The sequence below is a fragment of the Nocardia vermiculata NBRC 100427 genome, from assembly GCF_001613265.1.
Taxonomy (GTDB): Bacteria; Actinomycetota; Actinomycetes; order Mycobacteriales; family Mycobacteriaceae; genus Nocardia; species Nocardia vermiculata.
Window position 1 is genome coordinate 1 of record NZ_BDCA01000023.1, and the last position, 12,179, is coordinate 12,179.

At 66.6% G+C, this 12,179-nt stretch carries 11 protein-coding genes and 1 pseudogene; 4 read left to right on the forward strand and 8 right to left on the reverse strand.

Translation table 11 applies throughout. The features are described from left to right. Nucleotides 1-416: 416 nt before the first annotated feature. The 7 genes and pseudogenes from groL to NV2_RS22435 form a co-directional block, all read right to left on the reverse strand. Complete coding sequence (gene groL, locus NV2_RS22405; protein WP_067878129.1) at nucleotides 417-2,042, reverse strand: chaperonin GroEL; 1,626 nt, start codon at nucleotides 2,040-2,042, stop codon at nucleotides 417-419. A gap of 239 nt (nucleotides 2,043-2,281) precedes the next feature. After that, on the reverse strand, nucleotides 2,282-2,575 hold the full coding sequence (locus NV2_RS22410; protein ID WP_067877900.1) for a hypothetical protein: 294 nt from the start codon (nucleotides 2,573-2,575) through the stop codon (nucleotides 2,282-2,284). Between the two features lie 217 nt (nucleotides 2,576-2,792). Next, nucleotides 2,793-3,530, reverse strand: a pseudogene (locus NV2_RS22415) (Clp protease N-terminal domain-containing protein); the annotation flags it as partial. 79 nt (nucleotides 3,531-3,609) lie between these two features. Continuing rightward, a complete protein-coding gene (locus NV2_RS22420) occupies nucleotides 3,610-4,056 on the reverse strand; it encodes a hypothetical protein (RefSeq protein WP_157103030.1) in 447 nt (148 codons plus the stop codon). Between the two features lie 148 nt (nucleotides 4,057-4,204). Further along, on the reverse strand, nucleotides 4,205-5,674 hold the full coding sequence (locus tag NV2_RS22425; RefSeq protein WP_067877903.1) for an ATP-binding protein: 1,470 nt from the start codon (nucleotides 5,672-5,674) through the stop codon (nucleotides 4,205-4,207). A gap of 10 nt (nucleotides 5,675-5,684) precedes the next feature. Beyond that, nucleotides 5,685-7,358, reverse strand: a complete 1,674-nt coding sequence (locus NV2_RS22430; RefSeq protein ID WP_067877905.1) for an NAD(P)/FAD-dependent oxidoreductase — start codon at nucleotides 7,356-7,358, stop codon at nucleotides 5,685-5,687. A 63-nt stretch (nucleotides 7,359-7,421) separates the two neighbouring features. Then, nucleotides 7,422-7,619: a hypothetical protein gene (locus tag NV2_RS22435; RefSeq protein ID WP_067877908.1), complete on the reverse strand. Its 198-nt coding sequence runs from the start codon at nucleotides 7,617-7,619 to the stop codon at nucleotides 7,422-7,424. Between the two features lie 254 nt (nucleotides 7,620-7,873). Between NV2_RS22435 and NV2_RS22440 the strand changes: the two genes are divergently transcribed. After that, nucleotides 7,874-8,326, forward strand: coding sequence for an SRPBCC family protein (locus NV2_RS22440; protein ID WP_067877911.1), 453 nt, complete (start codon nucleotides 7,874-7,876; stop codon nucleotides 8,324-8,326). 93 nt (nucleotides 8,327-8,419) lie between these two features. Further along, nucleotides 8,420-9,109, forward strand: coding sequence for an SIMPL domain-containing protein (locus NV2_RS22445; RefSeq protein WP_067877914.1), 690 nt, complete (start codon nucleotides 8,420-8,422; stop codon nucleotides 9,107-9,109). A gap of 15 nt (nucleotides 9,110-9,124) precedes the next feature. Here NV2_RS22445 and NV2_RS22450 read toward each other — a convergent pair whose 3' ends face one another. Then, nucleotides 9,125-10,153, reverse strand: a complete 1,029-nt coding sequence (locus NV2_RS22450; RefSeq protein WP_067877916.1) for a beta-ketoacyl-ACP synthase III — start codon at nucleotides 10,151-10,153, stop codon at nucleotides 9,125-9,127. A 372-nt stretch (nucleotides 10,154-10,525) separates the two neighbouring features. On the opposite strand from NV2_RS22450, the gene NV2_RS22455 reads away from it, so the two are divergent. Together NV2_RS22455 and NV2_RS22460 are read left to right on the forward strand one after the other, a co-directional pair. After that, the gene (locus tag NV2_RS22455; RefSeq protein WP_067877918.1) at nucleotides 10,526-11,242 is read left to right on the forward strand and encodes a phosphatidylserine decarboxylase; all 717 of its coding nucleotides are present in this window, start codon (nucleotides 10,526-10,528) and stop codon (nucleotides 11,240-11,242) included. After that, entirely contained in the window at nucleotides 11,239-12,150 is a 912-nt protein-coding gene (locus tag NV2_RS22460) for a CDP-alcohol phosphatidyltransferase family protein (RefSeq protein ID WP_067877921.1), read from the forward strand. Before NV2_RS22455 ends, NV2_RS22460 begins: the two co-directional genes overlap by 4 nt. Nucleotides 12,151-12,179: the final 29 nt, after the last annotated feature.

The window sequence follows — 12,179 nt, forward strand, 5'->3', positions numbered from 1 at the left end:
CACGCACAAGCGATCTCCCGAGACTTTCTCTCGTTTGATCTGCTAGGCAACTTTTTACAGCTTAGCTCAGCCGGAAGCTCCCGAGCAAATCGGGTCCTTCTCGCCGAACCAGTGTGATTATCAGGCGCTCCTCGTCCAACCTCGTTTTCCCCTGGCCTCTCGGCCCGGGGTCGGTGTCCGTGTCGCTCTGACCTGGAATAAGTTACGCACACATTGATACGAAGTCAAATCGCCTGGTCAGGGGCATAAATGATGAACGTCGCAGACGACGGAATCGCCGCCCCCAGCGCCACCCACGGCCGGTTCTGCCGGTGGCGCCTTATCGAGCTCCCAGTCCCCCCGGAAACGCCGATAGCCGGCCCACCCGAAGGTGGACCGGCTATCGGTCGGAAAAACGCGCAGAGGCGGAAATGGACTCAGAAGTCCATGCCACCCATGCCGCCGGTCGGGTCGCCGACAGGAGCGGCAGCCTTTTCCGGCTTGTCGGCCACGACGGCCTCGGTGGTCAGGAACAGCGCGGCGATCGACGCGGCGTTCTGCAGCGCCGAACGGGTGACCTTGACCGGGTCGGCAACGCCGGCCGCCAGCAGGTCCTCGTACTCGCCGGAATCGGCGTTGAGGCCCTGGCCCACGGGCAGGTTGGCAACCTTCTCGGCGACCACGCCGGGCTCGAGGCCGGCATTGAACGCGATCTGCTTCAGCGGCGCCGCCAGCGCCACCTTCACGATGTTCGCGCCGGTGGCCTCGTCACCGGACAGCTTCAGGTCCTCCAGCGCGGGGCCGGCCTGCAGCAGAGCCACGCCACCACCGGGGACGATGCCCTCTTCGACGGCGGCCTTCGCGTTGCGCACGGCATCTTCGATGCGGTGCTTGCGCTCCTTGAGCTCGACCTCGGTCGCGGCACCGGCCTTGATCACCGCAACACCGCCGGCCAGCTTGGCCAGGCGCTCCTGCAGCTTCTCGCGGTCGTAGTCCGAATCCGAGTTCTCGATCTCGGCGCGGATCTGCGCAACCCGACCCGCGATGGAGTCGGCATCGCCGGAGCCGTCGACGATCGTGGTCTCGTCCTTGGTGACGACGACCTTGCGGGCGGTGCCCAGCAGCTCGATGCCGGCGGTCTCCAGGTTGAGGCCGACCTCTTCGCTGATGACCTCGCCACCGGTGAGGATGGCGATATCGGCCAGCTGCGCCTTACGACGGTCACCGAAGCCGGGGGCCTTGACGGCGACCGACTTGAAGGTGCCGCGGATCTTGTTCACGACCAGGGTCGACAGGGCTTCGCCCTCGATGTCCTCGGCGATGATCAGCAGCGGCTTACCGGCCTGGATGACCTTCTCCAGCAGCGGCAGCAGATCCTTGACGGTCGAAATCTTGGAACCGACCAGCAGGATGTAGGGATCCTCGAGAACCGCTTCCTGACGCTCGGCGTCGGTAACGAAGTAGCCCGAGATGTAGCCCTTGTCGAAGCGCATACCCTCGGTGAGCTCCAGCGACAGACCGAAAGTCTGCGCCTCCTCGACGGTGATGACGCCTTCCTTGCCGACCTTGTCCATGGCCTCGGCGATGAGCTCGCCGATGGACAGGTCGCCGGCGGAGATCGCAGCGGTGGCGGCGATCTGGTCCTTGGTCTCGACCTCCTTGGCCGAATCCAGCAGGCGACCGGTCACGGCCTCGACGGCCTTCTCGATGCCACGCTTCAGGCCCAGCGGGTTCGCGCCGGCCGCGACGTTACGCAGACCCTCGCGCACCAGCGCCTGGGCGAGCACGGTCGCGGTGGTGGTGCCGTCACCGGCAACATCGTCGGTCTTCTTCGCGACCTCTTTGACCAGCTCGGCGCCGATCTTCTCGTACGGGTCCTCCAGCTCGATCTCCTTGGCGATGGACACACCATCGTTGGTGATCGTGGGGGCGCCCCACTTCTTCTCCAGGACAACGTTGCGACCCTTGGGGCCCAGCGTCACCTTGACAGCATCGGCGAGGCTGTTGAGGCCCCGCTCGAGGCCGCGACGGGCCTCTTCGTCATACGCAATTGTCTTGGCCATGGCGTTGTTGAGATCCTCCATGTGTATGGCTGACACACGGGGCGACCGCAGGTTGGGATCACCCCATTACGCTGGCCAGGTTCGGTGCCCGCGACGGACGACCGAGGGTGTCTGGGAAACCCGGTCTCACCGTCCCGACCTAGCACTCACTGGTCGAGAGTGCCAGCACCCTTTTTAGCACTCGTCGGTATCGAGTGCAAGGTTATTGCCGAGATGGAAGCCGGACCCGTTCGCCCTCGTCACGTCTCATCGGTGACCCGCAGCGCCAGAGCAACGAAAGCATCGGTGCGACGTTCCTCGGGACTACGCGGCTCGCCACCCTCGACCGTGACATGTTCGGCATCGTGGAGCAGCAGCTCGGCCTCGATGCGCATGATCGCGCGGATGAACGGGGGTGCCACCTCGGGCGGAAGATCGCCGTTGACGATATAGCTGCCGTCCGGGCCGTCCTCGGTTTCGACATAGGAGAGCGCGCGCAGCAGATCTGCGCGTAGCTCACCCGCGATCAGATCGGAATCCGCTCCGTCCGCCATAGCAATATCGTATCCGCCACGGGTGTCACCTCATCAGCACCACGACCAACTGCCGTATCACCCCGGAGGGGGTTTACCCGCCCTCCGGGGTGGCAGCTCACCGAGTCGGCGGCTGCGGAGGCACAGGCGGGGCGGGCGGTACGGGGGGATTCGGCGGCACCGGCGGGTTCGGCGGAACGGGCGGTACCTGTGCCCCGGGGGGTGCCGGCGGCACCTGCGGGTTCGGCGGCATCGGCATGCCGGGCCCGTTGGGCGGCATGAACGGGGCGAGCTGCGCGGCGATATCGCGCTCCATATCCGATTTGGTCAGCCCGAGGCCCGACAGCACTCCCTTGCCGTCTTCCTGCTCCAGCAGCGCCAACAGCAGATGTTCGGTCCCGATGTAGTTGTGTCCGAGCCGCAGCGCCTCACGGAAGCACAGTTCCAGCGACTTCCGTGCGGCTGCCGTGTAGGGAATCAGCTCCGGCACCTCCTCGACGGCGGGCGGCAGGGCCGAGATCGCAACCCGGCGCACCGCGTCGAGGGATACCCCCTTCGCGACGATGGCGTGCGCACCCAGCCCCTCCGGATCGCCGAGCAGGCCGAGCACCAGATGTTCCGGCTGAATCTCCGGATTTCCCGCGTGCCGCGCCTCCGCCATTGCCGCCATCACCACATTGCGCGCACGGGGCGTGAAGCGGGCGAAGCCGGCGTTGGCATCGAGGTCCGGATCGCCGGGCTTGGGAACGAAGCGCTTCTGTGCCGCCTGTTTGGAAACCCCCATGCTCTGGCCGATATCGGTCCACGAGGCCCCCGAGCGGCGAGCCTGGTCGACGAAGTGGCCGATCAGATGATCCGCCACCTCGCTCAGGTTTCCGGCAACGACCACGGCCTCGGTCAACTGCTCCAGCGCATTGTCCGGGCGTGCGATTTTTATGCCCTCGATCAGGTCGTCGAGGCGAAGGTTCTCAGCCATGCGTCAACTGTAAGTTGACTCCCCATGTTCGTCAACGGAAAGTTGACGCGATCGGTGAAGTCGATCCGCGCGGATCCGACTAGCCGGTGACCACTCCGATCGCGACCGCTACCGGGGTGTCCGTTTTACTCTCGGACAGGCACACCAGTTTGGCGGTGCCCAGTGCGACATTCGGGCTGCCATCGAATTTCGAGCCCGGATTCTCCGCCAGAATCCGCTCCATCAGCGCCTTCTCACCATCGATATCGAGCTTGCGGAACTCCCCGCAGGTGGTCTCGGACGCCGAACCCGACGACGAATCCGGCGCCGCTTCGGTGGTGGGCGGCGCCTCGGTGGGGGCGGAGCTCTCCGGGGTCTCCGGCGCGGGAGTGGCGGGGCCACTGGGCGCCGGCGACGGTGTCACGACCGCCGAGGCATTGCGGCGCAGGCCGTCGGCGTCGGTGGACGAGGGATCGTCGCTGCCGCAGGCGGTCAGGCCGACGGTCAGCGCTGCCAGCGCGGCCATCGTCACAGTCAGTCGTTTCATCGTGCATACCCCCGAAGGTCCGGCGGCGCCGAAACTCCTCGGCGCCCGCGCCGCATCGATACTCGCAGCGCGGCTCGCCAGCGTACCGGCCCTCTCGGCGATTGAAAACCCTGATCCGCCGGGGTGGAAGCGGATCGGATTGCGCCGCTTAGGCTTCGATTCCCACCGGGGCACCGTGGCCGGGAGGTGGGCGTAACGGCAGTCGCACTACGAACCGGGTATCGGCGGGCACGGATTCCACCCGGATGTCACCGCCGTGCTTGTTCACCACGATCCGGAACGAGATGTCCAAGCCCAGACCGGTACCGTCGCCGACCGATTTGGTGCTGAAGAACGGCTCGAAGATCCGGGTCCGCAGTTCCTCCGGTACGCCGGGGCCGGTATCGCAGACTTCCACCACCGCACAGTCGTTCTCACGGTAGGTCCGCAGCGTGAGGGTGCCGGAACCGCCCATCGCCGCAACCGCATTGTCGATCAGATTGGTCCAGACCTGATTCAATTCCGCTGCGTAACAGGGCACTTCGGGCAGAGACCGATCGTAGTCCTTGACCAGGGTGATCGTATCGCCGAGCTTGTGGCCGAGCATGACGACGGTGCTGTCGAGCAGGTCGTGCATGTCGACCACCTGGAACGGGCCCCGGTCCATCTGCGAATACTGTTTGGCCGCATGGACGAGCGCCGAGATCCGCCCGGTCGAATCGGTGATCTCGTTCATCAGCAGTTCGGTTTCGACGGTGTAGTTCAGCCAGCGGATCGCTCCCTCGAGGACGCCCTCGTCACATTCGGACAACGTGGCCGCGACCTTGTCCAGCCAGTCGACGTCGAACCCGGCCTGCACGAAATTCGGTGCCAGATCCCACCCACCGTCGATGCCGTGGTCGTCGAGCCAGTCACCGAGGACGTCCTCGCGGTCCGCGGCCTCCATCGGAGTCAGCACCGGCGCCTTGGACACCTGGACGGCGGCCTCCTCCTGCAGCTGCACCAGCGCCTCGAGTGCGGCGGAGTCGAACTTGCCGTGCGCCATCATCTTCAGTTTGTGCCGCATCCCCGCGACGCGGTCGCGGAGTGAGGAGGTGGCCCGCACGGCGGCCGCTGCCGGGTTGTTCAGCTCATGGGTGAGTCCGGCGGACAACGAGCCCAGGGCCTGCAAACGCTCTCGGCGGCCGATGATCTCGTTGGTGTTGCGATTGCCGAAGAACACTCCCTCCAGCAGATGCAGGGCCATCGGGAACCATTCCTGCATCATGCGCGCGAAGGTCCCGGCCTCCAGAACGAAGAACCGGGACGGTTCGGTGACCCGGAAGGACCCGGTGTAGTTCGGATCGGCCCGGTCACCCATGTACGCGGTCCAGGCACCGGCGTAGGAGCCGCGGTGGTCGGTGCGCACGAGTTCCAGGTCTTGGCCGCCCGACAGCTTGGACAGCACCACCTCACCGGAGATGAGAACGTAGAAGCAGGTGGCGGGCTCACCCTCGCGGTACACCGGTCCCGGCTCGAACTCTTCGACCCGCCCTTCCCGGCACAACCAGTCAAGTTGTTCCTCGTCGAGCTTCTCGAAAAGGAACAGGGTGCGCAGCTCTTCGGGGTCGCAGCGCATGCCGGACGTTTCGTCGGTCATTGCCCGCCTCCTACTGTTTCGCCAGGTATCGATGGACCAGCATGACCGCCATCGCACCCTCGCCGACCGCGGAGGCCACCCGCTTGGCCGACTCGGAGCGCACATCCCCGGCGACGAATACGCCCGGAATGCTGGTTTCGAGATGATGCGGCGGCCGGGGCAGTTCCCAGCCCGGCGGCCGGGCACCGTCGATGGTCAGATCCGGCCCGGACAGGACATAACCGGCCGCGTCTCGCACGAGAAGGCCATCAAGCCAATCGGTTTCGGGTGCAGCGCCGATGAACAGGAACAAGCGCTCGGCATCGACCTTCGATTCCGCGCCAGTTACGTTGTTGCGCAACATTATTCGCTCCAGGTGGCCGTCGCCGTCCACGGCGGTGATCTCGGTCTCGGTGTGCACCTCGATATTCTCGATGGCTTCGATCTGCTGAATCAGATAGTGCGACATGGACTGCTCGAGTGAACCGGCGCGCACCAGAATATGTACCGAGCCCGCGTTGCGGGACAGGAACACCGCCGCCTGCCCGGCGGAATTGGCCCCACCGACGATGTACACATCCCGTTCGGCGCAGTCGGCGGCCTCCGTCATCGCCGAGCCGTAGTACACGCCACGGCCGGTGAACTCGTCGACGCCCGGCGCCGGATGATGCCGGTACTCGACCCCGGTGGCGATCAGCACACTGTGGGCGCTGACGCAGGAGCCGTCGGAGAACAGCACCCGCCGCGCCGAACCGCGCACCTCCAGCGCGACCACCTCGCGAGCGGTGATGAGTTCGGCACCGAATTTGACGGCCTGCCGCCGCGCCCGATCGGCCAGCTGAGCGCCCGAGACGCCGTCGGGAAACCCGAGATAGTTCTCGATCCGCGAACTCTGTCCGGCCTGCCCACCGGTGGCGGTGCGTTCGACGAGCACAGTGCGCAGCCCCTCCGAGGCGCCGTACACCGCGGCGCCGAGCCCGGCGGGACCGCCGCCGACCACGATCAGGTCGTAGAACTCGCCGATCGGGTCGGTACTCAGTCCTACCCGGCCGGCAAGCTCGCTGTCCGACGGCGAGCGCAGCACCGCACCGGCGGCATCGATCACCACGGGACAGTTCTCGGCATCGGCCCCGGCTGCTTCCAGCAGCCGCAGACCCTCGGGCTCGTCGGCCGGATACCACCGGTACGGCAGCTGATTGCGGGCCAGGAATTCGCGCACCTGCGAACTGCGGGCCGACCAGCGATGGCCGATCACCTTGGTTTCGTGCACCGGACGGGTCTCGTCGCCGCGCCAGGACTCCAGTAGCGCGTCCACCACCGGGTACAGCTTCTCCTCCGGGGGATCCCACGGTTTGAGCAGATAATGGTCGAGGTCGACGACGTTGATGGCATCGATGGCGGCGTTGGTGTCGGCGTAGGCGGTCAGCAGCACGCGCCGCGCGCTGGGATACAGGTCGATCGCGTGCTCGAGGAATTGGATGCCATCCATACCCGGCATTCGGAAATCGGCGATCAGCACCGCTACGGGTTGCCCTCGCAATTTCACTTCACGGAGTACGTCGAGAGCCGAGGCGCCGGACTCGGCGCGCATGATGCGATAGTCGGCCCCATAGCGCCGCCGCAGGTCGCGGACCACGGCCCTGGATACGCCGGGGTCGTCGTCGACGCTGAGGATTACCGGTTTGACGGCAGCTGGTGATGTCACATCGGAGAGTATGCGGGCCCGGAGGGAGGTCGGCGAGGTGGTTCGCTGCGAGCGCAGCTCCGGTTACACCTGCCTGTGTTCGACCAGATCGAGTTCGGTGGGGGTGAGCAATCGTTCGAGGCGCTCTTCGCGTTCGGCGTCCGAGCGCCGGGATCTTCTGCCGTTGCTGCGGAACGGAACCGCTAACGGCTCTGCTTCCGAATCGGGAAGCAGCGGAAGCGATTGCGCCTGACGGCGGTGCAGGATTGTTCGTATGTTCACGGCCGATCACCTCACAGGGACGTCAAAGCCTCAGCTTCAGTCGTTGCATCGTTGCCTGCCGTACATCTATCTGCCATTGTGCGTCCGGCATTACGGTCGGCGGAACCATCCACATCGGAATGTGATCCAGTCGATCTTCGGTTGATCCACACCGACATGTGGTCCCTCTCACACCACTGGGTACTCGGCACTCCCTACTAGGATTACCGTTACCGAACGTAATAATCACCCTCGTCATCACCTCGGAGGCAGCGTTGCCGAACACCCTGGAAGCCACCGTCGACATCGCAGCCGGCCCGGACCGGGTCTGGGCGGTCGTCTCCGATCTCGCCCGGATGCCCGAATTCAGCCCGACCACCGTGCGGATGATTCCGTTGGGCGGGACCGTGCACGCGGGCACCTGGACGGTGAACCTCAACAAGGTCCGCGGCATGTACTACCCGACCACCTCGCGCATCGTCCGGCACGAGCCGAACCAGGCCTTCGCCTTCCGGATGAACGAGAACGGCACAGTCTGGAGCTATTCCCTCGAGCCCATCGAATCCGGCACCAGGCTCACCGAACGGCGCGACGTCCCGAACGGGGTACGCAAGCCGGTGCGCATCGCGATCGACAAGTTCCTGGGCGGCGAGCAGCAGTTCGAGGGCGATCTGGTCGCGGGCATGAACGAAACCCTCGCCAAGATCAAGGCCGCGGCCGAGCGCTGAACGGCGTTGCCGGCCGGTGAGACGCAGTCGCGGCCGGGCAGCGACCGGCGCGTCCCGCTCCCAGCCCGCGGCACACCGCGTAACTTGCCCGGCATGCGAAGAATTACGGGCACCGTGGTGGCTGTCGCGGCGGCGACCGCACTGCTGGCAGGCTGTGGCAATTCCGACTCGGACACCTCGCGGGAAGTCACCGTGGTCGGCACCGGACAGGTACGCGGAGCTCCGGACACCCTGAACGCCGACGTCGGTGTCGAGGTGACCGAACCCGACGTCTCCGCCGCCATCGAGCAGGCCAACAGCAAGGCCGCCGCGGTGACCGACGCCATGGTGCAGGCGGGGGCCAAGCGCGAGGACATCCAGACCACCGACGTCTCGGTGCAGCCGCAGCACGGCCGCGACCGGGCGATCACCGGCTATCAGGCCACCAACACCGTGCATGTGGTGGTACGGGATCTGCCGAAGGCCTCGGCAATCCTGTCCGCGGCGGTGCAGGCCGGAGGCAACGACACCCGCATCCGCGGCGTCTCCTTCGCACTCGACGACAATTCGAAGCTGCTCGCCGACGCTCGCGCCGGTGCCTTCGCCGATGCCAAGGCACGCGCCAACCAGTACGCGGTGCTGTCCGGCCTGGAGTTGAAGGATGTGAAGACGATCAACGAAGCCGACAGCGGTGGGTCCACCCCGCCGCAGGCCCGGGCCGAGTTCGCGGCACCCGATATACCACTCGAGCCCGGGCAGCAGACGGTGACCTTCACCGTGACCGTCACCTGGAATATGGGCTGAACTCCGGCAGCCCGGCTACTTCACATTGGGTAGCTTGGCCACCTGCGCGGCATAGGACAGCCCCGCACCGAACGCGACCAGCAGCGCCGCCGCCCCCGGTTTGCTTTCCCCGGACCGCAGCAGTGCCTCCATGGCCAGCGGAACCGAGGCGGCGGAGGTGTTGCCGGTCTCCTCGATATCGTTGGCCAGCGCGCAGTTGGCCGACAGCTTCAACTCCCGCGCCATGATCTCGATGATGCGACCGTTGGCCTGATGCGGAACCATCGCGTCGATCTCATCGGGGGACAGACCGGCGCGCTCGATCGCGTCCAGGCAGACCTTCTTCAGTGAATGGGCGGCCCAGCGGAAGACCGCGGTGCCCTCCATCGTCAGGTACGGACGGACCGCGTCGGTGCCCTTCTCGTCGATCTCGGCGAAGAACTCCATCCAGTCCTTGTCCTGACGGATGGCCTGATGCTGTTCACCGTCGGAACCCCAGACGGTCGGGCCGATGCCGGGTTCGTCGGAGGGACCCACGATCACCGCACCGGCTCCGTCGGCGAACAGGAATGCGGTGCCGCGGTCCTTCGCATCGATCGCATCGGTGAGGCGTTCGACGCCGATCACCAGCACATGCCCGGCGGTGCCACCCTTGACCAGATCCGAGGCCAGGCCCAGGGCGTGACAGAAGCCGGCACATCCCGCGGAGATGTCGAACGCCGCGGGATTGTTCATACCCAATTCCGTGGCGATCTGCGGCGCGGCGGCAGGGGTGAGCAACAGCCAGGTGGAGGTTGCCACGATCACGCAGTCCACCTGCTGCGCGGTGATCCCCGCGGCCTCGATGGCATCGCGGGCGGCTGCGGCACTCATGCCGATGATCGTCTCCGAGTCGGAGGCGAAGCGTCGGGTCCGGATACCCGAACGGGTGCGGATCCATTCGTCACTGGAATCGATCGGACCGGCGACTTCGTCGTTGGTCACCACGCGGGCGGGGCGGTACACGCCGAGCCCGAGCATCGCCGTGTGCTCGACCCCGGTGATCTGGGCGAGTCGTGCAGCCATCGCGCATCTCCTATGCACCTACCGGCGGGCCGGACACAACAGCCGAGCGGTCTCGCGCCGCTACCCGCGCATCGAACGTTCTTCATGAGCCCCGGCCGACTCGCTCGCGGTGTCGTGGACCGGGCGGCCCGCGCCCCTACGAGTCCGTAGACATGAGGCCCCCTCATATTAGTCGGAATGCTAATCCTCAGCGCCCGTATTCTCATAAAACAATTCGTGCTGCACGGGCGGGCAGACGTGCTCCCGGCACACCGGACCGCGCTTTCCGGCAAACACGAGGGACGCCGCGGTGGGGCCGCGTCCCGTAAGGTGTGGACGCGGTCCTTCGAGCTGTGCCGGACCGCTCATCATTCACGCACGAAAGAGGAGCCAGTGGCCCGCCGCCCCACCCCGCCCGGCACACCCGAACGTACCGGGCTCGGACATATTGCCGACCTGGTCAAAGCCGCAATTCCGCCGCTGCATCCCGCTGGTCTGCCCTTCGTGGCCGCACCGCTGGCGTTGGCGGTGCTGGGCGGCCGGCGACGCTGGCTGCGGCGGACCGGGCTGACGGCGGCGGCGGCGTGCGCGGCATTCTTCCGGCATCCGAACCGGGTGCCGCCGAATCGGGCGAACATCGTCGTGGCGCCGGCCGACGGTGAGATCGCACTCGTCGATTCCGCCGTACCGCCGGCCGAACTGAACCTCGGCGACGCCGCACTGCCGCGAGTCAGCATCTTCCTGTCGGTCCTGGACGTGCACGTCCAGCGCACTCCGGTCGCCGGGACGGTGCGCACCATCGCCTACCAGCGTGGCCAGTTCCGCTCGGCGGATCTGCCGGAGGCCAGTTCGGTCAACGAACGCAACAGTGTGGTCCTCGAGACCGCCTCCGGGCAACTGATCACCGTCGTCCAGATCGCCGGTCTGCTGGCCCGCCGCATCGTCTGCGACGTGAAGGTCGGCGACGGGCTGGGGATCGGCGAAACCTACGGGCTGATCCGCTTCGGCTCCCGGGTCGACACCTACTTTCCGGCCGGTACGCGCCTGCTGGTCGAGCCCGGGCAGCGCACCATCGGCGCGGAAACGGTGCTGGCCGAACTGCTGACATGATCGAGAACACCGTCACCGAGCCCGGTCGCCGCCGCCGCACCATTCGCCTCCTGCCCAGCATCGTGACGATTCTGGCGCTGTGCGCCGGTCTGTCGGCGGTGAAATTCGGCCTGGACGGCTCGCTCGATATCGCACTGGCCATGATCGGCGCGGCCGCTGTCCTCGACACCCTCGACGGTCGGCTGGCCCGGATGCTGTCGGCCACCACCAAGATCGGAGCCGAACTCGACTCGCTCGCCGACGCCATATCCTTCGGTGTCGCCCCGGCGCTGGTCCTGTATGTGACGGTGCTGCGCCAGGACAGTGCGGGCTGGATCATCGCCCTGATCTACACCGTCAGCGTGGTACTGCGACTGGCCCGGTTCAACACGATCATGGACGACGACAACCGGCCGGATTGGGAGCGGGAATATTTCACCGGCGTCCCGGCTCCGGCGGCGGCGCTGATCGCCCTGTTGCCGATCGCGCTGGACAGCCAGTTCGGCGCCGGATGGTGGACCAATTTCCCGGTGGTCGCGGTCTGGACCGTATTCGCCGCGCTGCTCGCGGTCAGCACTATTCCGACCCTGGCCATGAAATCGGTGTCGGTGGCACCGCAGGCCGCGGCACTGCTTCTGGTGCTGGTGGCCCTGGCCGCCGCCGCTCTCGTCACCTATCCGCTGATCCTGCTGATGGTGCTGATCGGGCTGTATCTCGCGCACATTCCGTTCGCGTGGCGCTCCCAGCGCTGGGTCGCCGCGCGGCCGGAGACCTGGCATCACAAACCCTCCGAGCGCCGGGCGCAGCGGCGAGCGGCACGGCGGCAGCCGGCGACCGGTGAATCGGGCCCACGGCTGCGGGTGCCCCGGGTGCCGCGGCCCAGCATTCGCGAATCGTCGATGCGGCTGCGCCGGCCCGGCGGGCGCTGACGTCCCCGTTTACGGGCTGCGCCCCAGCA

Coding starts and splice junctions, on each gene's coding strand:
- groL (WP_067878129.1), bottom strand. CDS start 2,042: ATGGCCAAGACAATTGCGTATGACGAAGAGGCCCGTCGCGGCCTCGAG.
- NV2_RS22410 (WP_067877900.1), bottom strand. CDS start 2,575: ATGGCGGACGGAGCGGATTCCGATCTGATCGCGGGTGAGCTACGCGCA.
- NV2_RS22420 (WP_157103030.1), bottom strand. CDS start 4,056: ATGAAACGACTGACTGTGACGATGGCCGCGCTGGCAGCGCTGACCGTC.
- NV2_RS22425 (WP_067877903.1), bottom strand. CDS start 5,674: ATGACCGACGAAACGTCCGGCATGCGCTGCGACCCCGAAGAGCTGCGC.
- NV2_RS22445 (WP_067877914.1), top strand. CDS start 8,420: ATGCGAAGAATTACGGGCACCGTGGTGGCTGTCGCGGCGGCGACCGCA.
- NV2_RS22450 (WP_067877916.1), bottom strand. CDS start 10,153: ATGGCTGCACGACTCGCCCAGATCACCGGGGTCGAGCACACGGCGATG.
- NV2_RS22460 (WP_067877921.1), top strand. CDS start 11,239: ATGATCGAGAACACCGTCACCGAGCCCGGTCGCCGCCGCCGCACCATT.